Source organism: Antrihabitans stalactiti (assembly GCF_012932915.1).
Classification (GTDB): Bacteria; Actinomycetota; Actinomycetes; order Mycobacteriales; family Mycobacteriaceae; genus Antrihabitans; species Antrihabitans stalactiti.
Genome location: NZ_VCQU01000001.1, coordinates 805,457 through 825,169, shown reverse-complemented (window position 1 = coordinate 825,169; position 19,713 = coordinate 805,457). Strand labels below are relative to the sequence as shown.

Here is a 19,713-nt window from a genome sequence, read left to right as displayed (position 1 = left end):
CCGCATAGCGAGGTGCACAATAACGGGTGTATTGCCGCCGGGTACCGTAGCGCGTGCGCCCTAGACAACCCACGCACGAGGACGAGGATCGAAATTCCAGTGTCGAATGCAGCCGCAGTCCAGAAGACCGATGTTGTGCTCGTGGGGGCGGGCATTATGAGCGCGACCCTCGGAGCAATGCTGCGGCTATTGCAGCCTGACTGGGACGTGATGCTCTTCGAGCGGCTCGACGCCGCTGCTGCCGAGAGCACCGACCCCTGGAACAACGCAGGCACCGGCCACTCGGCGCTGTGCGAGCTCAACTACACGCCGCAGAACGCCGACGGATCGGTCGACGTGTCGAAGGCCATCACGGTCAACGAGCAGTTCCAGGTCTCGCGGCAATTCTGGGCCCACGCGGTCGAGAACGGCGTGCTCGACGACCCGAAGGACTTCGTCAACCCGATTCCGCACGTGAGCTTCGTGCATGGGAAAGACAATGTGACCTACCTGCGCAAGCGCTACGAAGCGCTGCGCGACAACCCGTTGTTTCCCGGCATGGAGTACATCGACGACCCCGCCGAGTTCACCCGCAGGCTTCCGCTGATGGGCAAAGGCCGCGATTTCAGCGATCCCATCGCGTTGAACTGGTCCGAGGGGGGCACGGACGTCGACTTCGGCGCACTCACCAAGCAGTACCTCAACTACCTGTCGTCGTCCGGTGCGAAGGTGTACTTCGGCCACGACGTGCGAAGCCTGAAGAAGCAGTCCGACGGCAGCTGGAATCTCAAGGTCGTCAACAACCGCACCGGTGCCAAGAAGCACATCAACGCGAAGTTCGTCTTCGTCGGGGCCGGCGGCGGCGCGCTACCGCTCCTGCAGAAGGCAGGCATCAAGGAAGCCAAGGGCTTCGGCGGCTTCCCGGTCAGCGGTGCGTTCTTCCGGAGCACCAATCCCGAACTCATCGCGCAGCATGGCGCGAAGGTGTACGGCAAGGCTGCAGTCGGCGCACCGCCGATGTCGGTTCCTCACCTCGACACCCGCGTGATCGGCAAGAAGCCTGGCCTGCTGTTCGGTCCGTATGCGGGTTGGTCGCCGAAGTTCCTCAAGGAAGGCAGCAACACAGACCTCTTCCGGTCAATTCGTGCGAACAACCTGACGTCGCTCATCGGCGTCGGACTCACCGAACTCGGCTTGACCAAGTATCTGGTGAGCGAATTGCTGGCGTCGAACGCGAAGAAGGTCCGCACGCTGTCGGAGTTCGTTCCCGAGGCGGTTGCCGAGGATTGGGAGCTGATCACCGCCGGTCAGCGCGTTCAGGTCATCCGCAAGAAGGGCGTCGGCGGTGTCCTCGAATTCGGCACGGCGGTCATCACGGCAGAAGACGGCAGCATCGCCGGCCTGCTCGGCGCATCGCCGGGTGCGTCCACCGCGGTCACCGCAATGCTCGATGTATTGAAGAGCTGCTTCTCGAAGGAGTACAGCGGCTGGGAGCCCAAGCTCAAGGAAATGATTCCTTCGCTGGGCGTGAAACTGGCGACGAATCCCGCGCTGTTCGACGAGGTGTGGGCCTGGACGTCGAAGACGCTTCAGCTTCGTGACGAGCCGGTCGCGGAACCACAGCCGGAGCCTGAGGCGGATGCCCAAGTCGCCGACTCTGCTCCGGTGTGATAGTCAAAGGCCATGATGGCTGATCTCGTAGCTCCGAAGGCAACCCTCAAGCGTTCGTGGGCATTCGACCTGAGTACGGAGACTTTGTACCGGCTGCTGAAGCTTCGTGTCGAAGTCTTCGTGGTCGAGCAGAAGTGCGCGTATCCGGAGTTGGACGGTCGCGACCTGCTGGTCGAAACACGTCACTTCTGGCTGGAGGAACAGGGCGAGATCATAGGCACCCTCCGGCTGCTGGAAGAGCACGACGACGGCGTGAAATCGTTCCGGATCGGTCGGCTGTGCACGGCCGCGACAGCGCGCGGACGCGGTCACACGACCCGGCTGCTGCAGGCCGCATTGGCCGAGGTCGGCTCGACGAACTGTCGCATCAACGCGCAGACCTACCTTGTCGACATGTACTCCCGGCACGGGTTCAAGCTCGACGGTCCCGAATTCATCGAAGACGGCATTCCGCACGTCCCGATGCGTCGGGGTGGTTTCTAATCGCCGGGGCGAGCGAAGCGACGGGGGATGTCGTCGGGGCGAGCGAAGCGACGGGGGATGTCGCCGGGGCTGAGTTTCCGTTCAGCGCGGTGGTCGGTCAGGATCGGCTGCGGTTGGCGCTGGTGCTGTGCGCCGTGCACCCAGGCATCGGTGGTGTTCTCGTGCGGGGCGAGAAGGGGACCGCCAAATCCACGATCGTCCGCGCATTGGCTGCGCTGTTGCCACCCGTCGCCGACGAGGCCGGTCCGCGTCGGTCGCGGCTGGTCGAGCTACCGATCGGCGCCACCGAAGACCGTGTGATCGGGTCGTTGGATCTCGAGAAGGTGTTGCGCGACGGCGAGCAGGCATTTCAGCCTGGTTTGCTCGCGGCCGCCCATGAGGGCGTCCTGTACGTGGACGAAGTGAACCTGTTGCACGACCATCTCGTCGACGTGTTGCTCGACGCCGCGGCGATGGGCCGAGTCCACATCGAACGCGACGGCGTCTCCCACTCGCATCCGTCGCGTTTCGTGCTGGTGGGAACCATGAACCCCGAAGAAGGGGAGTTGCGGCCACAACTGCTGGACCGCTTCGGCTTGGCCGTGGACGTCACTGCGTCGCGAGATGTGGACGTGCGAATGCAGGTGGTTCGACGTCGGCTGGACTACGAACGCGACCCCGACGCCTTCGCCGCCCGCTACGCCGAGGACGACCGTCTCCTAGCCAAGAAGATCGCAGCGGCGCGCGACGCACTCGACGAGGTCGAGTTGAGCGACATCGAACTGCGCCGCATCGCGTCGGTGTGTGCGGCGTTCGACGTCGACGGCATGCGTGCGGACCTCGTCATCTCTCGCACCGCGACCGCCCACGCTGCTTGGCGTGGTGCGACTGCAGTGGAGGAGGAAGACGTCCGCGTCGCCTGTGAACTTGCCCTCCCGCACCGTCGTCGCCGTGACCCCTTCGACGAGCCCGGCTTGGACCCCGAAGCTCTCGACGAGGCGTTGCGTGATGCAGACGAGCAACCACAGCCGCCTGAGCCGGAAGGCGACGGTGACGGTCCGGATGGCGGAGACGGTCCAGATGACGGTGGCCCCGACGGGGGCGGCCAGCCCCCCGTGCGCGCGTCTAACCCTCCCAAGGGTGAAAATCGCGCACAGTCTGTGAAGCCGCCGCGGCTGGAAGTGCCTGGCGTCGGGGAAGGTGCGCCCGGTCGTCGTTCGCGTGCCCAGGGGCGGCATGGTCGCGTCGTTCGCCCGACGACCGAGCGAGACAAAGGACTGCACCTCCTCGGCACTGTGTTCGCGGCTGCGTCGCACCAGCACGCGCGCGGACGTGTGCAGGGCCGGCTGGTGCTCGAACCCCAGGACCTCCGCGGTGCCCATCGAGAAGGCCGGGAAGGCAATCTCGTGATCTTCGTCGTCGACGCTTCCGGCTCGATGGCCGCGCGTGACCGCCTCAGTGCGGTCACCGGTGCGGTCGTGTCGTTGCTTCGCGACGCCTACCAACGCCGGGACAAGGTCGCGGTAATCACCATCAGAGGTCAGAAAGCGGCGCTTGTGCTGCCTCCGACCTCGTCGGTCGAGATCGCCGTGCGGCGGCTGGCCTCGATGCAGACGGGCGGGAAAACCCCGCTGGCACAAGGACTGTTGCGTGCGCGTGCGGTCGTCCTGCGAGAGCGTGTTCGCGATCCGCTTCGTCGCGCCCTCGTGGTGACGCTGACCGACGGCCGCGCCACGGGTGGGGTCGACCCTGTCCACCGCGCGAAGGTCGCCGGTCGACTGCTCGCGCGGGAGAACGTCGCGAGTGTGGTCGTCGACTGCGAACGCGGCATGATCCGGCTCGGCCTCGCGCGCGAACTCGCCACCGAACTGCGCGGCACCTACCTTCGACTGGACGAGTTGACGCCGCAGGCCGTCGTGAGCGCAACCAAGGCGGTCGCCTGACATGCCGAAGGGCGTACCGGAATCGGTCCCTGACGACGGCTTGACCACCCGGCAGCGGCGCAACCTGCCGATCCTCGCGGTCCATACCGGCCCAGGCAAAGGCAAGTCCACTGCGGCGTTCGGCATGGCCCTTCGAGCGTGGAATCAGGGCTTCGACGTGGGCGTCTTTCAGTTCGTGAAGAGCGCGAAATGGAAGGTGGGGGAGGAAGCCGCCTTTCGTGCCCTCGGTCGTCTGCACGGCGAAACCGGCGTCGGCGGTGCCGTCGAATGGCACAAGATGGGCGAAGGCTGGTCGTGGACCAGGAAGAAGGGCTCCGACGACGACCACGCGAGCGCGGCCCTGGAGGGCTGGCACGAAATCAAGCGGCGCATCGGCGAGGAAACGCATCGGTTCTATGTCCTCGACGAGTTCACGTATCCGCTGAAGTGGGGCTGGATCGATGTCGCAGACGTCGTCGCAACGCTGACCGATCGCCCCGGCAATCAGCATGTTGTGATCACCGGCCGCGACGCCCCGCAAGCTTTGCTCGACGCCGCCGATCTCGTGACCGAGATGACCAAGCTCAAGCATCCGATGGATGCGGGCCGCAAAGGGCAGCGGGGCATCGAGTGGTGACGAAGGCAGTTGTCATCGCCGCACCGGCATCCGGCAGCGGAAAGACCACTGTGGCAACGGGTTTGATGGGCGCGTTGCGTCGCGCCGGACACGTTGTCGCGCCCTTCAAGGTGGGTCCGGATTACATCGATCCCGGCTACCACGGACTCGCGGCCGGTCGTCCCGGGCGAAACCTGGACCCGGTTCTCGTCGGTGCGGACCGCATTGGACCGCTCTACCGGCATGGTTGCGAAGGCTGCGACATCGCGGTCGTCGAAGGTGTGATGGGGCTGTTCGACGGACGGATCTCCGATGCGAATCCGGCCCCTGCTGCCGAAGGCTCGACCGCGCAGGTCGCGGCGCTGCTCGGCGCACCAGTTGTCCTCGTCGTCGACGTGCGGGGGCACAGCCAGAGCCTGGCGGCAGTTCTGCACGGCTTCACGACATTCGACCCGGAGGTCCGCATTGGCGGGGTGATCCTCAACCGGGTTGGTAGCGCGCGCCACGAGCAAGTGCTTCGTGATGCTGCCGCACGCGTCGGGCTGCCCGTGCTGGGTGCCGTGCCGCGGATCGCCGAACTCGCTGTGCCGTCGCGGCATCTCGGGCTGATCCCCGCCGTCGAGCATGGTGCCGCGGCGGTCGCAGCAGTGGATGCGATGACGACGCTGATCGCCGAGCACGTCGATGTCGCCGCGATTGTCGAGTTGGCGACGGCGAACGTGACAGTCCCGGCGTGGGATCCGGGTGACGCGGAAGCAACGGAAAGTAAGCCGACGATCGCCATCGCAGGCGGCTCTGCCTTCACCTTCGGTTATGCCGAGCATCGTGAACTACTGGCTGCCGCCGGTGCGGAGGTCGTGTCGTTCGACCCGCTGCACGACGAATTGCCTTCTGGTACAGCCGGGCTCGTGCTGCCAGGCGGGTTTCCGGAGGAGTATGCGGAGCATTTGTCGGCCAACCGGTCGCTGCTGACGCACGTCGCAGACCTCGCCCGCCACGGTCTGCCGATCCACGCCGAATGCGCCGGGCTGCTATACCTCGCGCGGTCACTCGACGGTCATCCGATGGCGGGCGTCGTCGACGTCGACGCAGAATTCGGCCCCCACCTGACGCTGGGCTATCGCGACGCGGTCGCGTTGACCGACTCGCCGCTGTGGTCCGTCGGTGACCGCGTGACCGGCCACGAGTTCCATCGCACCCGAATCACCGGACCCGCGGCGTCGACCCCTGCGTGGGGTTGGCGCGGTCCGGCTGGTGGCTCGGCGCGCGAGGGTGTCGTCAGCGGCTCGGTCCATGCGTCGTACCTGCACACCCATCCGGCGGGAAACCCGGCGACGGTCCGCCGATTCGTCCGTGCTGCAGCGACATTCGCGACGGAGGCAGCTGGTGTCTGACCTCGTCATCGGAGTGGGTATGCGGCCAGGCGTCGACACGGCGGCGATCCTCGATGCGATACGCGACGCCGTCGACGGCCAGCGAATCGAGTGTCTCGCAACGATCGACAAGCGAAGCGCCGAGTGCGGCTTGATCCGCGCAGCCGAGTCGCTCGGCGTCGCGATCGTGTCGTTCACAGCAGCCGAATTGGCGACCGTGGAGGTCCCGAATCCCTCACCCCGCGTCGCCCAAGCCCTCGACACCGCCAGCGTCGCCGAGGCCGCAGCGATCCTCGCGGCCGGCGGCGGCGAGCTGGTTGTGCCGAAATGTGTGACCCGCGACGTCGTCGTCGCTGCTGCTCGGCGGGTGCGCTGACGCAGCCGAGCGCTCCCGTAATGTCTCTCCGGTGTCGGACGAATCGTCGAATTACCTGGTCGGGCTGAACCTTGCCGGTCGCCGCGTCGTCGTCGTCGGCGGCGGGACCGTCGCCCAACGCCGCCTCGGCCTGCTGATTTCCTCTGGTGCTCGCGTGCGAGTGGTAAGCCGGGTGGTGACGCCCGCGGTCGAGGGGATGGCGACCGCCGGTCAGATCGATGTGGTGCTGCGGCCATACCAAGACGGCGACCTCTCCGATGCCTGGTACGCGATCGCCTGCACGGACGAGCCGGAGACCAATGCCGCGATCGTCGCGGAGGCCGAACGCAACCGCATCTTCTGCGTCCGCGCAGACATCGCCCGCTTGGGGACCGCCGTCACACCGGCGACCGGGCGCTACGACGGACTGTCGGTCGGCGTCTTGGCGCAGGGTGAGCATCGACGGTCCGCAGCGGTCCGTACGGCGTTGCTGGAGGCGTTGCAGTCGGGAACAGTGGTAGCCGAGTCGGAACCAGTAGTGCCTGGGGTCGCCCTGGTCGGTGGCGGTCCGGGCGATCCGGACCTGATCACGGTCCGGGGTCGTCGTCTGCTCGCACGCGCGGACGTCGTCGTCGCCGACCGTTTGGCGCCGCCCGAACTCCTCGCCGAATTGGGTCCACACGTCGAGGTCATCGACGCGGCCAAGATTCCTTACGGCAGGGCGATGGCGCAAGAGGCCATCAACAACGCGCTCATCGACGGCGTCAAGGCGGGCAAGTTCGTCGTCCGCCTCAAAGGTGGCGACCCGTACGTCTTCGGTCGTGGCTACGAAGAGCTCGAAGCATGCGCCGCCGCGGGCATCGCGGTGACCGTTGTGCCGGGAATCACCAGCGCGATTTCCGTGCCCGCCGCCGCCGGGATTCCGGTGACTCATCGCGGCGTGACCCACGAGTTCGTCGTCGTCAGCGGTCACGTCGCTCCTGATCACCCGGATTCGCTCGTCGACTGGCCCGCCCTCGCCCGGCTGCGCGGCACAATTGTGCTGCTCATGGCAGTGGAGCGGATCGAACAGTTCGCAACCGCACTCGTTGCGGGGGGCCGCGACGCGCAGACTCCCGCGACCGTGATTCAAGAAGGCACGCTGCGTGGGCAGCGCGTTGTTCGGGCTGATTTGGCCACCGTTGCGGCACGAGTTCGCGAGGAGAACATCCGCCCGCCTGCCATCATCGTTATCGGGGCAGTAGCGGCTTTTTCGTGAACGCTCGGTAACGTAAACACCCGTGTCTGACCACAGTGCAGTGACTCATCCAGCGACAACGCGCGTCCTCGGCCTCGCGATCATCGTGTTGAGCGGTCTGCAGTTGATGGTGGTGCTCGACGGCACCGTCGCCAACCTCGCGCTCGCTCGGCTGCAAGACGACCTCGGTCTCTCCGATGCCGGTCGCAACTGGGTAGTCACTTCCTACGCACTGGCATTCGGTGGCTTGATGCTGCTCGGTGGCCGCATCGGCGACGCATGGGGCCGCAAAAAGATGTTCATCGTCGGCGTCGCCATGTTCACCGTGTCGTCGCTGCTGTGCGGTCTGGCTTTCAACGAAGCGACACTGGTCGCCGCGCGGGCACTCCAGGGCACTGGCGCCGCGATCGCTGCACCGACCGCGCTGGCCCTGGTTGCCACGACGTTCGCGCCGGGTCCGGCACGAAATCAAGCCTTTGCGATCTTTGCCGCCATGACGGGAATCGGCTCGATTGCCGGCCTGATCGTCGGCGGCGCGCTGACTCAAGTCTCGTGGCGCTGGATCTTCCTGATCAACGTGCCCATCGGCTTCGTCATCGTCGGCCTGGCCTTCTTGGCTTTGCGCGAGACCGATCACGAACGGCTGTCGCTTGACGTGCAGGGCGCAGTTCTTGCGACTCTCGGCTGCACGGCGATTGTCTTCGGCATTTCCGAAGGTCCCGAACTCGGTTGGCGAAGCGGCTGGGTGCTCGGCGCACTCGTCGCCGGCCTGGTCCTGCTCGCTGTGTTCCTCGTCGTCGAGCGCAACGCCGACAATCCACTGGTTCCCTTCTCGCTGTTCGCCAACCGCGACCGCGTCGCTACGTTCATCGCAATCTTCTTCGCCAGCGCGGTCATGTTCTGCATGGCGATCTACGTCGCTCAATTCGTGCAGAACATCCTCGGCTACAGCCCGTTGAAAGCCGGTTTGGCCTTCATCCCCTTCGCGTTCGGCATGGGTGCGTCCGCGTTCGTGGCGTCCAAGCTGGCGGTCCATATCCAGGCACGCTGGTTGGTGATCACGGGCGGCGCCATCATGGTGGCCGGACTGCTGTACGGGTCGACCCTGGACGGCACCGCCACCTACCTCGGCAACCTCTTCGTACCCATCGTCGCGATTGGTTTCGGCGTCGGCATGGCGGTCGTTCCGTTGCCGCTGTGTGCTGTCGCGGGCGTCGGACCTGCGGAAATCGGTCCGTTGACGGCCATCACGCAGGTTGCGCAGACCCTCGGCGGCCCGCTCGCCCTCGCCGTCATCGGAGCGGCTGCAACGTCGCGAACGTTGTCTTTGGGCGGGACGAACGGTCCGGCGTCGGATATGGACCCGCATCAACTCTGGGCACTCGGCGAGGGCTACACCTTCGCTCTCGTCGGTTGCGCGGGCTGCGCGGTCATTGCCGGTGCGGTCGCGCTGTTCATCCGATTCACTCCGCAGCAGGTCGCCCTGGCGCACGAGGCGCAGGAGGCGGCGCACCGCGGCTGACCCGTGCGCGCGTCTCACCCTCCCGGGGGTGAAAATCGCGCACAGTTGTGGCTCCCTCAGCGAACGCCTGCGACTCCGAGCAGTGTGCCTTCGGGGTCGGTGAAGTGGCCTACGACAAGGCCACTCGGTGACCGCGCCGGACCCATGACCCGCGTACCGCCGAGTTCTTCGGCCTTCTGCAACGCCGCCTCGACATCGTCGACGCCCACGTAGAACACCGCGTGGGGTTCATAGCTACTCCCACCGCCCACCCCGCCGCGAATTCCCGTGCCGTCTTCTGTCGCGACGAGGTCCAGGAACCCGTAGCTGTCGGGATCGGAGACCTCTTGCGCCACCGGAGACGGAACGTCGAACTCCCAGCCGAACAGTTCGCCGAAGTACTGGCGGAGCCGCGCGGGATCTTTGCCTATGACCTCGAAATGGACGACTGGATTCGGCATCTCACAAACCTAGCGTTTCGCGCCCGTGCGTGAGTTTGGCCCTCCTGGGGGCCAAACTCACGCACAGTTCTAGGTCAGCACGACCAATTCCGAGGCCGAGACGACCTCGACGCGCAGACCGGCTTTCGCGGCGATGCGTGCGACGCCGCGCACGTCGACCGGGTCGGCGCGGGTAAGGACGAGTGCGCGAGCGAGCAATCCCTTGTGGTGCTTGTTGAAATGGCTGACGACCGTGCGGGTTCCGTCGGGCGTCTCGGTAAGCACGGTGGCAGTGACCGCACCAGGGACCCGACCCAGCTGTTGGTACGTCCCGGACCGTAGGTCGACGACGAGCTGACCGTCGGCCTCGTCGAGCAGTGCGGCAGCGAGGTCGTCGCGCCAGACCGAGCTCAACGTTCCAAACCCTGGCAGCTTCGAGCCGCCGGACAAGCGGTAGGCGGGAATCGGGTCGTCCGCACGGACCGCACCGAACAACGCGGACCCGATTGCCAATCGGGCATAGGCCTTGGACCGTTGCACCCGGGTGAACGACTTCGCCGCCAGCGCGTCGTACAGGACGCCGGTGTAGCGCTCCAGCGCCGGTCGTGTCGCGCTGGTCCGCAGGGTGGCGTTGCGTTGCAGTTCGGCGAGCTGACTGGGGCCGATGCCCAACGCCTTCGTTGATGCGTCGACGTCGGCGGCCAATTCGACCAACGCAGCAACCAGCCGTTCGCGCGTCGGCGTCAGCTTCGGCATCGACAGCGCGTCGAGGTCCAAGGGGGCCTGTTTTCCGCCATCGGACTTGGTCTCCGAAGGAGGCAGCAGCACCAGCACAAGCGACTACGGTACCGGCGACTACTCTGGCTGTCCGTGATCACCCGTCTGTCCCAGCTGTTCCTGCGTACGCTTCGCGACGATCCTGCCGATGCCGAGGTACCGAGCCACAAGCTCTTGGTCCGCGCCGGCTACGTCCGTCGCATAGCCCCCGGCGTGTACTCGTGGTTGCCGCTCGGGCTCCGAGTACTGCGCCAGATCGAGCGCGTCGTCCGCGAAGAGATGGACGCGATCGGGGCGCAAGAGATCTCCCTGCCTGCCTTGCTGCCACGCGAACCGTACGAAGCCACCAACCGCTGGACCGAGTACGGACCAGGGCTGTTCCGCCTCAAGGACCGCAAAGGCGCCGACTACCTGCTCGGACCGACGCACGAGGAACTGTTCGCGCTGACCGTGAAGGGCGAATACAACTCGTACAAGGACCTTCCGGTCACGCTGTATCAAATTCAGACCAAATACCGCGACGAGGAACGTCCACGCGCTGGCATTCTGCGCGGCCGCGAATTCGTCATGAAGGATTCGTACTCCTTCGACCTCGACGAGGACGGGCTGAAGAAGAGCTACCACGATCACCGCGAGGCCTACCAGCGCATTTTCGCTCGTTTGGGCATCAAGTACGTCATCGTCGCGGCCACGTCTGGCGCGATGGGCGGCAGCGCGTCCGAGGAGTTCCTCGCCGAGAGCCCGGTCGGTGAGGACACCTACGTCCGGTGCATCGAGTCCGGGTACGCGGCGAACGTCGAAGCAGTGAGGACGACTCCGCCGAACGCGATTCCGATCGAAGGTCAGCCCGAAGCCGTCGCGCACGACACTCCGAACACGCCGACCATCGCGACGTTGGTCGAGTGGGCCAATCAGAATCTGGGCCGCACGGTCACTGCTGCGGACACGCTCAAGAACATCCTCGTCCAGCTGCGCCATCCCGACGGTGCGACGGAGATCCTCGGTATCGGCATCCCAGGTGACCGCGAGGTCGACGAGAAGCGCCTCGGTGCGTCCTTGGAGCCCGCCGAGTTCACGATGCTGACCGACGAGGATTTCGCCAAGAACCCGTTCCTCGTCAAGGGCTACATCGGTCCGAAGGCATTGCTGGCCAACAAGGTCCGCTATCTCGTGGATCCGCGAGTCGTCGACGGGACCTCGTGGATCACCGGCGCGGACGAGCCTGGCAAGCATTACGTCGACCTCGTCGCCGGTCGCGACTTCACTCCGGACGGCACCATCGAGGCCGCGGAAGTTCGCGACGGCGACATGTCGCCGGACGGTCGCGGTCCGCTGGTGTCTGCGCGCGGCATCGAGATCGGGCACATCTTCCAGCTCGGCTACAAGTACACCGACACGTTCTCGGTCGACGTGCTCGGGGAGAACGGCAAGCCGGTCCGGCTAATCCAGGGGTCCTACGGTGTCGGTGTCTCCAGGCTCGTCGCCGTCATCGCCGAACAGCAGCACGACGAGAAAGGTTTGCGCTGGCCGCGCGAGGTCTCGCCGTTCGACGTCTACGTCGTCATCGCGAACAAGGACGACTCGGCGCGCGCAGGTGCGGAACAACTCGCTGCACAGTTCGACTCGCATGGGCTGTCGGTTCTGCTCGACGACCGCAAGGCTTCACCGGGCGTGAAGTTCAAGGATTCGGAGCTGATCGGAGTGCCGCTGATCGTGGTGGTCGGGCGCGGTTGGGCAGACGGCAAGGTCGAGGTGCGCGACCGCTTCACCGGCGACAGCACCGAGGTCGGCGGGGACCAAGCGCTAGAGGCAGTGCTCGCAGCGGTCCGGGGCAAATAGCAACTGTGCGTGAGTTTGGCCCCTCTGGGGGCCAGACTCACGCACGGGCCGGAGGCGTTCCTACCCGCTGGTAAGGTCGTGCGCGATTTCCTACGAAAGGGCGAGACCCGTGGCAAGTGCTGGCGATCTGCTGCTGAATCCGAACACCTACGACCCGCAACAGTTCGACGAGGAGACTCGCCGCCAACTGCGCGCGCTGATCGACTGGTTCGAGAATCGCGGCAAACGTCAACTCTTGCAAGACGATCTCGATGCCGTGTGGGTCTCGGACTTCCTCGAATTCATCAAGAGCGAGAAGATCTTCGCGACGTTCCTGACGCCGTCCGCCTACGCCGACGGCAATCCGAACAAGCGTTGGGATACTTCGCGCAACGCCGCGCTCAGTGAGATCTTCGGCTTCTACGGTCTCGCATATTGGTACGCCGAGCAGGTCACCATTCTCGGTCTGGGCCCTGTCTGGATGAGCGACAACGACGCCGCAAAGAAGGAAGCCGCGCAGCAGCTCGAAGACGGCGGCGTCATGGCGTTCGGACTCTCCGAGCGCGACCACGGTGCAGACGTCTACTCCACCGACCTCATCCTCACCCCGTCGGACGAAGAGGGCATCGCCTTCCGTGCGAGCGGCACCAAGTACTACATCGGCAACGGCAACATTGCGAGCACGGTCTCGGTGTTCGGTCGCCGCAACGACATCGAGGGCGCGGACGGCTACATCTGGTTCGCCGCGGACAGCCAGCACGAAAACTACGAGCTGATCGACAACGTCATTCATGGGCAGATGTACGTCAGCACCTTCCGGCTCGACAACTACCCGGTGCGACAGGAAGACATCCTCAACACCGGACCCGACGCGTTCTCGTCGGCGCTGAACACGGTCAACGTCGGCAAGTTCAACCTGTGTTCGGGCTCGGTCGGCATGTGCGAGCACTCGTTCTACGAAGCGATCACGCACGCCCAGAACCGAATCCTGTACGGCAACCCGGTGACCGATTTCCCGCACGTGCGCGGCAACTTCGTCGACGCCTACAGCCGCCTGATCGCGATGAAGCTGTTCAGCACCCGCGCAATCGACTACTTCCGCAGCGCCAGCCTCGACGATCGCCGTTACTTGCTGTTCAACCCGGTCACGAAGTCGAAGGTGACGTCCGAGGGTGAGGTCGTGATGACCCTGCTGCAGGACGTCCTCGCGGCGAAAAGCTTCGAGAAGAACACCTACTTCTGCGAGGCTGCGCGCTACATCGGCACGCTCCCGCGCTTGGAGGGCACGGTGCACGTCAATGTCGCCCAGGTTCTCAAGTTCATGCCCAACTACCTGTTCAACCCGGCGGAATATCCCGAGATCGGCACCCGTACCGACCCGGCGGACGACGTCTTCTTCTGGGCGCAGGGTCCCGCGCGTGGTGCAGGCAAGGTGCAATTCGCCGACTGGACTCCGGCATACGAGCGCAACATCGAGGTGCCCAACGTCGCGGTCTTCTACGAGCAGGCGAAGGCGCTCAAGACCTTGCTCGCCACCGCCGGACCTGACGCAGAGCAGCAGAAGGACCTCGACTTTCTGCTCAACGTCGGTCACCTGTTCTCGCTGATCGTGTACGGCCAGCTCATCCTCGAGCAGGCCGAGATCATCGGCCTGGACCGGGACCTTCTCGATTCGATCTTCGACTTCCAGGTCCGCGACTTCTCGTCGTACGCGGTTGCGCTGCACGGCAAGCCGTCGTCGACGCAAGCGCAGCAGGACTGGGCGCTCGGAGTTATCCGCAAGCCCGCCGTCGACGCGGACCGCTTCGGTCGCGTGTGGGAACAGGTCCGCAGCTACGACGGTGCATACGAAATGAGGCCATGATGTCTTTTTCCGCTCTGGTTGCCCGCGAAAGCGACGGCGCCATCACTCTTTCCGCTGAGACGGTCGAGGAGTCGTTCCTCACCGACGGTGCGGTCACCATCCGTGTCGAGTACTCCAGCGTCAACTACAAGGACGCGCTTGCCGTGACGCCGAAAGGCGGAGTGGTACGCGAGTACCCGATCATTCCTGGCATCGATATCGCTGGTGTGGTCGAGGCGTCAGAGGATCCGCAATTCAAGCCGGGCGACCGGGTCGTCGCCCACGGCTACGACATCGGGACCGCGCAGCACGGCGGCTACGGCGAACTCGCCCGCGTGCCCGCCGAATGGGTTGTCGCGCTTGGCGATCTGACGACCCGCCAGGCCGCGACCATCGGGACCGCCGGCTTCACCGCGGCGCTGAGCGTTGAAGCCCTGTTGAACCGCGGGCTCACGCCCAGCGACGGTCCGGTGCTGGTCACCGGAGCGAGCGGTGGCGTCGGCAGCGTCAGCGTCGACCTGCTCGCCGCGGCCGGGTTCGAGGTCGTGGCGTCGACCGGCAAGGCCGACGCAAAGGAGCTGCTCGAATCGCTCGGCGCATCGTCGATCATCGGTCGGCTTCCGGAGGACCCCGACGCCAAGCCGCGACCGCTCGGCAAAGCCCAGTGGGCCGCCGCCGTCGACTGCGTCGGTGGCAAAACCCTTGCGCACGTGCTCAGCACCGTGAAATACGGCGGCGCTGTCGCGGCCAGCGGGCTCACCGGTGGAGCGGCATTGCCGACCACCGTGCTCCCGTTCATCCTTCGTGGCGTGTCGTTGATCGGGATCGACTCGGTCCTGCTGCCGATCGAACACCGTCGGGCGCTGTGGTCGCGGATCGAGAGCGACCTGCTGCCGCCGCACCTCGAGGCGGTTACCAACGAGGTGCCGGTCCGCGATGTGGTGGGCGTGCTCGATCGCATTCGTGCGGGGGAGCAGTCGGGCCGTGGCGTCGTAGCGGTCGCGGGCGGATTCTGACCTGACGGCACAATCGATGTCATGACGACACCGACTTGGCAAGAGACCGACCAATACATCGTCGACACGGTCGTCGGCGAGGACGCGACCCTCACCGATGCGCTCGGCGCGAACGCGGCGGGCGGCCTGCCGGCCATCGACGTCTCCGCCGCGCAAGGCAAGTTCCTGCATCTGCTGGCGAAGTCGGTAGGGGCGAAACGGGTGCTGGAAATCGGCACGCTCGGTGGCTACAGCACGATCTGGTTGGCGCGCGCCGTGGGGGAACAGGGTCGCGTCGTGACTCTCGAGTACAGCCCCAAGCATGCTGCTGTGGCGCGCACCAACCTGGACCGCGCAGGCGTCGGCGGCTGGGTCGACATCGTCGTCGGTGCCGCACTCGAATCGCTGCCAGGCCTCGAGACAGAGGGCGAGCCGTTCGACGTTGTCTTCATCGACGCCGACAAGGAGAACAACTCGAACTACGTCCAGTGGGCGTTACGACTGACCCGTCCAGGCTCGGTGATCATCGTCGACAACGTCGTCCGTGGTGGAGCGGTGGCCGATCCGGAGACGACGAATCCGCAAGCACGCGCGAGCCGTGATTTGCTCGAATTACTGCGCGACGAACCACGATTGGATGCGACCGTACTGCAGACGGTCGGTGCGAAGGGGTGGGACGGTCTCGCTTTCGCGCTTGTGACCGGCTAGAGCGTGGCGAGGAAGCCGAGCAGTCGTTCGACGAATTCGGCTTCGCCTTCACGATGCGGCCAGTGGCCGGCGCGGTCGACAATGAGCGATTCGGCGCCGTCGCCGAGCTTGGCCGCGCTCTGCTCGAAGTACTTGGCTGCCACGATGTCGACCGTGCCGCCGACGACAAGTGCTCGCGTCTTCGGAACTTTGGGCAGTCCGGCAGGCGGTTTTGGACTCAACGCCCGGTAGTAGTCGAGTGCTCCGTTCAGCGAGCGGTCGTCGGTGAAGCAGGCTGTGACGTCGGCGATCGCCTGCTCACGTGCCGGACCATTCCAGTTGGGAGCCCAGCGGCGGTAGATCATGTCGAGGTAGGCGAAGTCGTTGCGCCGTACTTCCCACGTCGCCCACGGCAACTTCAATCCGACGAAGTGGCGTGCGCGCCACAGCACTATCGGTTCGCGGGGGAGCAGCGCGGGGTGGGGGATTGCGATCGGAACGATGGCGCGGACCCGATCGGGCGTCAATGCCGCTGCGCCCCAGGTGAGCAGCGCACCCCAATCGTGGCCGACGACGACGGCATCCTTCTCATCCAACGCGTCCAGCAGCGCCGAGGTGTCCTTGGCGAGGGTGAGCGAGTCGTAGCCGCGTCCTTCGACGATCGTGTCCGGATGGTAGCCGCGCAGCCAGGGTGCGACGGTGCGGTAGCCGGCATCCGCTAGCTTGTCCGCAATATTGGACCAGCCGTGCGGGGTGTCGGGGAATCCGTGCCACAGCACAACCAGCGGCCCGGAGCCTTTCTCCGCATAGACGAAGGTCTGGCCGTCGTCGGTGGTTGCGCGTGACCACTGTTCGGACATGTCGCTCGCTAGGTCGTCGGGTCGGTGAGGGCTGCATCCAGCGTCGGTCCGAACGCGCAGACCGACAGCTCCGCGAGAGCGGGATCCTCCGCGGCGTAGTCGGGGGCGTTCATGGCAAGAAGGATGTTCAGGAGCATTCCATGCGAGATGAAGCCGCGGGCTTGTTCCGGCGTGCAACCCGTGCGGTCGCGCAGTTGCTTGTAGGTTGCTGACATGCACTTACGAGCTGCCGCGCCGATCTCGGGCGTCGAAGCGGCGCTGAAGCCGTGCATCATGACCAGGAGTAGGTCGCGGTCGCTGATCAGCTCGCTGTAGGCCGCGCCGAGTGAGTCCCAGAACGCTTGACTCTCGGGCTCGATGTCCAGTTCGTCGAGCGCCGCGTCGAACGTCGCCATGACCATGTCGGAAGAGCGGACGTACACCTCGCGGAACAATTCGACCTTCGTTCCGAACATCCGGACCACGTAGGGCTGGGAGACGCCCGCTTCTCGCGCGACCGCATCGGTGCTGGTCCCGGCATATCCGCCTTTGGCGAATGCGCGAGTAGCGGCCTGCAGAATCAGCTCGCGCCGATCGGCTGCCGCCATCCTCGTCGCGGGCTTCTCCAAAGTTTCTTCGACTGACATGTTGACATGTTATCAGTCGATTACTTACATTGAAAGCGTTAGTTATCATTCGATGCTTACAAGGAGCCACGATGACCATCGTTGCCGATCCACCCGAACTTCCCGCCGTCGTTGCGGCGCCTGTAACTGCATCCGAGCAGCGCCACTCGCGGACCGTCCCTATCTGGCTAGCCATGATTGCGGCGTCGTTGCCGATGTTCATGGCGACTCTCGACAATCTCGTGATGACCAGCGCACTGCCGGTCATTCGTGCCGACCTGAACGCCTCCGTCGGCCAGCTGCAGTGGTTCGTCAACGCCTACACACTCGCGTTCGCAACCTTGATGCTCACCGCCGCCACCCTCGGTGACCGACTCGGTCGCCGACGGGTGTTCATCGGCGGGATCACGCTCTTCACTCTCGCGTCCGCCGCCTCCGCACTGTCGACCACGCCAGGGATGCTGATCGCTGCCAGGGCCATTCAAGGTGTCGGCGCCGCGGGCATCATGCCGCTCTCCCTCGCTCTGCTCGCCGGAGCGGTCCCTGCGTCGAAGCGCGCGTTGGCCATCGGCGTCTGGGGTGGCGTGTCCGGCCTCGGCGTCGCGCTCGGTCCGGTGGTCGGCGGCGCGGTCGTCGACGGCGTCTCCTGGCAGGCGATCTTCTGGCTGAACGTGCCCGTCGCCTTGGCTGCAATCCCGTTGGTGCTGTTCGCACTTCGTGAGTCGGTCGGGCAGCCCAAGCCGCTCGACGTCATCGGTACCCTGCTCGCGGGCGCTGCGATCTTCTCCGCAGTCTGGGGCATCGTGCACGGCAACGACGACGGTTGGACCTCGCTGTCGGTCCTCGGATCGCTGGCGGCAGGAGCTGTGTTGCTCGCGGTCTTCGTTGCTCGTGAACTGCGCGTCGAGTTCCCGGTTCTCCCGCTGCGGCTCTTCCGTTCGCGAAGCTTCTCCATCGCCAACATCGTCGGCTTCGGCTTCTCGCTCGGAATGTTCGGCGCGGTCTTCCTGCTTTCGCAGTTCATGCAGATCGAAATGGGCTACACGCCTTTGGAAGCCGGCATTCGTACGCTGCCCTGGACCGCGGCGCCGATGATCGTCGCTCCGATTGCCGGAATGCTCCTACCACGTCTCGGCGTTCGTCCGCTGCTACTCGCAGGTCTTGTGCTGCAAACGCTTTCGCTCGGCTGGATGGCCCTGATCGTCGTGCCCGGCGTCCACTACCTCGACACCGTTCCCGCGTTCGTCATGGCAGGTGTGGGCATGGGCTTGACCTTCGCCCCAAGTGCCACTGCGGTTCTCGCCGACATGGCCGACGTGGACCACGCAACGGCCAGCTCTGCGAACTCGACCATCCGTGAGATCGGCATCGCAGTCGGAATCGCGTTGTTGACCGCGGTCTTCCTCGGCTTCGACGGCACCCTCGCACCCGGCGGCTACGCCGACGCGCTCCGCCCGGCGCTGCTGGTCGGGATGGGTGCGGTCGGAATTGCCGCAATCGCCGCGGCGCGGATGCCGAAGAAGTAACCCCGAACCGTGCGCGAGTTTCACCCCTGGCGGGGTGAGACTCGCGCACGGGTGTTCAGGAACCCGGGAACGGCACCGTCGACGGTGTCGTTCCCAATATCTGTTTCCAGTTCGCCAGGCGCACAGACGTTTCGGTCAGGGCGTCGATGCCGGTTTTGCGTGTGGCCTCGGACTGGGCCCGTTCGATCAGCGACCGCCACGCGACCGCGCAATCGTTTTCTACCGCGATCGCGAACTGTGCGGCGGGAATAGGATCGTTCACCGGGAACGGCGGGGCATAGGCGGGCGCGGCCGGGGGCGCGTCCACGTCTGCGGCCACCAAGGCGTCGATGGTCGAATTACGTCGAGCACGATGGGCGGCCGCGGCAGTCGCAATCAGTTGTGCGCGCTGGGGATTCGAGAACGCAGCGATCACGCCGTAGGCATACACGGCGGCGTACTCGGCAGCCAGGGCGTCGACGAGGGCCTGTTGTTCGGTACCGAGGCTCATCGCAACAGAACTTCCACGTGCACGCCACATGCGGCGCTGATCGAACCCAACAAGCCAGCGCGGTAATCGGATTCGGTGGTCGCCAGCGCAGCGGAACCGCGTTGGGAATCAGCGATGCGCGTCCGCAACTGCTCCAGGGTCGGCGGTGAGACCGTCTCGGTCGTCGACGAGCTCGCTGTGGCGGCAGCACTCGGCGGCGAACCGTCGGAATAAACCCCTATGGCCCTTGCGATCTCGGTATCGAGGGCTTTCGCGTGTTCGGTTCGCTCGGAGGCGATCAACCCCAGTGCAGGTGCCCGATCGGGGATCGTTGCCACGGCCGCAGTCGCGGCAGCCGCGTCGGTCCGTGCCCGATCAGCTTGCGCGATAAGCGGATCGATCTTGGCCGGTCCGTCCGCTCCGTCGTCGGGTGCGCACGCCGACAATGCCGTGACCGCGACGACGCCGACCGCGCCGTAGCCGGCCAGCCGGAGCGTCGACCGGCGCGAGAGCAGTATTGTCGTCGTCGGAGTGGGCACGCCTACATCGTGCCAGCCAGTTGGGGAGATTGCGCACA

Annotated in this window: 19 protein-coding genes; 13 read left to right on the top strand and 6 right to left on the bottom strand. The window is 65.5% G+C overall.

Annotated elements, in window-relative coordinates; all coding sequences use genetic code 11:
* Positions 1-99 precede the first annotated feature (99 nt).
* From mqo to FGL95_RS04055, 8 genes are all read left to right on the top strand, one after another.
* Complete coding sequence (mqo, locus tag FGL95_RS04090; protein WP_169584887.1) at positions 100-1,650, top strand: malate dehydrogenase (quinone); 1,551 nt, start codon at positions 100-102, stop codon at positions 1,648-1,650.
* Between the two features lie 15 nt (positions 1,651-1,665).
* Positions 1,666-2,133, top strand: coding sequence for a GNAT family N-acetyltransferase (locus FGL95_RS04085; RefSeq protein WP_240962773.1), 468 nt, complete (start codon positions 1,666-1,668; stop codon positions 2,131-2,133).
* A gap of 89 nt (positions 2,134-2,222) precedes the next feature.
* Positions 2,223-4,055 carry a magnesium chelatase subunit D family protein gene (locus FGL95_RS04080; protein WP_338079701.1) on the top strand — a complete coding sequence of 611 codons (1,833 nt, stop codon included), beginning with the start codon at positions 2,223-2,225 and terminating at the stop codon, positions 4,053-4,055.
* Between the two features lies 1 nt (position 4,056).
* Positions 4,057-4,671 carry a cob(I)yrinic acid a,c-diamide adenosyltransferase gene (gene cobO, locus FGL95_RS32185; RefSeq protein ID WP_169584885.1) on the top strand — a complete coding sequence of 205 codons (615 nt, stop codon included), beginning with the start codon at positions 4,057-4,059 and terminating at the stop codon, positions 4,669-4,671.
* Positions 4,665-6,044 carry a cobyrinic acid a,c-diamide synthase CobB gene (locus tag FGL95_RS04070; RefSeq protein ID WP_169584884.1) on the top strand — a complete coding sequence of 460 codons (1,380 nt, stop codon included), beginning with the start codon at positions 4,665-4,667 and terminating at the stop codon, positions 6,042-6,044. The genes cobO and FGL95_RS04070 overlap by 7 nt, the downstream gene beginning before the upstream one ends.
* Entirely contained in the window at positions 6,037-6,399 is a 363-nt protein-coding gene (locus FGL95_RS04065; protein ID WP_338079700.1) for a cobalamin biosynthesis protein, read from the top strand. The genes FGL95_RS04070 and FGL95_RS04065 overlap by 8 nt, the downstream gene beginning before the upstream one ends.
* A gap of 31 nt (positions 6,400-6,430) precedes the next feature.
* The gene (gene cobA, locus FGL95_RS04060) at positions 6,431-7,636 is read left to right on the top strand and encodes a uroporphyrinogen-III C-methyltransferase (RefSeq protein WP_338079699.1); all 1,206 of its coding nucleotides are present in this window, start codon (positions 6,431-6,433) and stop codon (positions 7,634-7,636) included.
* Positions 7,637-7,676: 40 nt separating this feature from the next.
* On the top strand, positions 7,677-9,137 hold the full coding sequence (locus FGL95_RS04055) for an MFS transporter (RefSeq protein WP_338079725.1): 1,461 nt from the start codon (positions 7,677-7,679) through the stop codon (positions 9,135-9,137).
* Between the two features lie 56 nt (positions 9,138-9,193).
* On the opposite strand, the gene FGL95_RS04050 is transcribed toward FGL95_RS04055, so the two are convergent.
* Together FGL95_RS04050 and yaaA are read right to left on the bottom strand one after the other, a co-directional pair.
* A complete protein-coding gene (locus FGL95_RS04050) occupies positions 9,194-9,577 on the bottom strand; it encodes a VOC family protein (RefSeq protein ID WP_169584882.1) in 384 nt (127 codons plus the stop codon).
* 69 nt (positions 9,578-9,646) lie between these two features.
* A complete protein-coding gene (yaaA, locus tag FGL95_RS04045; protein WP_169584881.1) occupies positions 9,647-10,390 on the bottom strand; it encodes a peroxide stress protein YaaA in 744 nt (247 codons plus the stop codon).
* A gap of 36 nt (positions 10,391-10,426) precedes the next feature.
* Here yaaA and FGL95_RS04040 point away from each other — a divergent pair, with 36 nt between their 5' ends.
* The 4 genes from FGL95_RS04040 to FGL95_RS04025 all read left to right on the top strand — a co-directional run bounded on the left by FGL95_RS04040 (position 10,427) and on the right by FGL95_RS04025 (position 15,697).
* Positions 10,427-12,172, top strand: coding sequence for a proline--tRNA ligase (locus tag FGL95_RS04040; RefSeq protein WP_169584880.1), 1,746 nt, complete (start codon positions 10,427-10,429; stop codon positions 12,170-12,172).
* A gap of 109 nt (positions 12,173-12,281) precedes the next feature.
* Positions 12,282-14,015 (top strand): acyl-CoA dehydrogenase family protein, encoded by a 1,734-nt coding sequence (locus tag FGL95_RS04035; protein WP_169584879.1) that lies wholly within the window; start codon positions 12,282-12,284, stop codon positions 14,013-14,015.
* On the top strand, positions 14,012-15,010 hold the full coding sequence (locus tag FGL95_RS04030; protein ID WP_169584878.1) for an oxidoreductase: 999 nt from the start codon (positions 14,012-14,014) through the stop codon (positions 15,008-15,010). The genes FGL95_RS04035 and FGL95_RS04030 overlap by 4 nt, the downstream gene beginning before the upstream one ends.
* A 21-nt stretch (positions 15,011-15,031) precedes the next feature.
* A complete protein-coding gene (locus FGL95_RS04025) occupies positions 15,032-15,697 on the top strand; it encodes an O-methyltransferase (protein ID WP_169584877.1) in 666 nt (221 codons plus the stop codon).
* Here FGL95_RS04025 and FGL95_RS04020 read toward each other — a convergent pair.
* Together FGL95_RS04020 and FGL95_RS04015 are read right to left on the bottom strand one after the other, a co-directional pair.
* Positions 15,694-16,536 (bottom strand): alpha/beta fold hydrolase, encoded by an 843-nt coding sequence (locus tag FGL95_RS04020; protein ID WP_169584876.1) that lies wholly within the window; start codon positions 16,534-16,536, stop codon positions 15,694-15,696. The two genes, FGL95_RS04025 and FGL95_RS04020, sit on opposite strands and share 4 nt — an antisense overlap.
* 8 nt (positions 16,537-16,544) lie before the next feature.
* Complete coding sequence (locus FGL95_RS04015) at positions 16,545-17,162, bottom strand: TetR/AcrR family transcriptional regulator (protein WP_240962649.1); 618 nt, start codon at positions 17,160-17,162, stop codon at positions 16,545-16,547.
* Positions 17,163-17,233: 71 nt separating this feature from the next.
* Here FGL95_RS04015 and FGL95_RS04010 point away from each other — a divergent pair, with 71 nt between their 5' ends.
* Positions 17,234-18,667, top strand: a complete 1,434-nt coding sequence (locus FGL95_RS04010; RefSeq protein ID WP_169584875.1) for a DHA2 family efflux MFS transporter permease subunit — start codon at positions 17,234-17,236, stop codon at positions 18,665-18,667.
* A gap of 55 nt (positions 18,668-18,722) precedes the next feature.
* Here FGL95_RS04010 and FGL95_RS04005 read toward each other — a convergent pair whose 3' ends face one another.
* Both FGL95_RS04005 and FGL95_RS04000 read right to left on the bottom strand, forming a co-directional pair.
* Positions 18,723-19,157 (bottom strand): DUF4439 domain-containing protein, encoded by a 435-nt coding sequence (locus FGL95_RS04005; protein ID WP_169584874.1) that lies wholly within the window; start codon positions 19,155-19,157, stop codon positions 18,723-18,725.
* The gene (locus FGL95_RS04000; RefSeq protein ID WP_338079698.1) at positions 19,154-19,675 is read right to left on the bottom strand and encodes a hypothetical protein; all 522 of its coding nucleotides are present in this window, start codon (positions 19,673-19,675) and stop codon (positions 19,154-19,156) included. Before FGL95_RS04000 ends, FGL95_RS04005 begins: the two co-directional genes overlap by 4 nt.
* Between the last annotated feature and the right edge of the window lie 38 nt (positions 19,676-19,713).

Excerpts from the sequence above, each read along its gene's own strand:
- FGL95_RS04085 (WP_240962773.1), top strand. The coding sequence starts at position 1,666 with ATGGCTGATCTCGTAGCTCCGAAGGCAACCCTCAAGCGTTCGTGGGCA.
- cobO (WP_169584885.1), top strand. The coding sequence starts at position 4,057 with ATGCCGAAGGGCGTACCGGAATCGGTCCCTGACGACGGCTTGACCACC.
- FGL95_RS04050 (WP_169584882.1), bottom strand. The coding sequence starts at position 9,577 with ATGCCGAATCCAGTCGTCCATTTCGAGGTCATAGGCAAAGATCCCGCG.
- FGL95_RS04030 (WP_169584878.1), top strand. The coding sequence starts at position 14,012 with ATGATGTCTTTTTCCGCTCTGGTTGCCCGCGAAAGCGACGGCGCCATC.
- FGL95_RS04025 (WP_169584877.1), top strand. The coding sequence starts at position 15,032 with ATGACGACACCGACTTGGCAAGAGACCGACCAATACATCGTCGACACG.
- FGL95_RS04020 (WP_169584876.1), bottom strand. The coding sequence starts at position 16,536 with ATGTCCGAACAGTGGTCACGCGCAACCACCGACGACGGCCAGACCTTC.
- FGL95_RS04015 (WP_240962649.1), bottom strand. The coding sequence starts at position 17,162 with ATGTCAGTCGAAGAAACTTTGGAGAAGCCCGCGACGAGGATGGCGGCA.
- FGL95_RS04010 (WP_169584875.1), top strand. The coding sequence starts at position 17,234 with ATGACCATCGTTGCCGATCCACCCGAACTTCCCGCCGTCGTTGCGGCG.
- FGL95_RS04005 (WP_169584874.1), bottom strand. The coding sequence starts at position 19,157 with ATGAGCCTCGGTACCGAACAACAGGCCCTCGTCGACGCCCTGGCTGCC.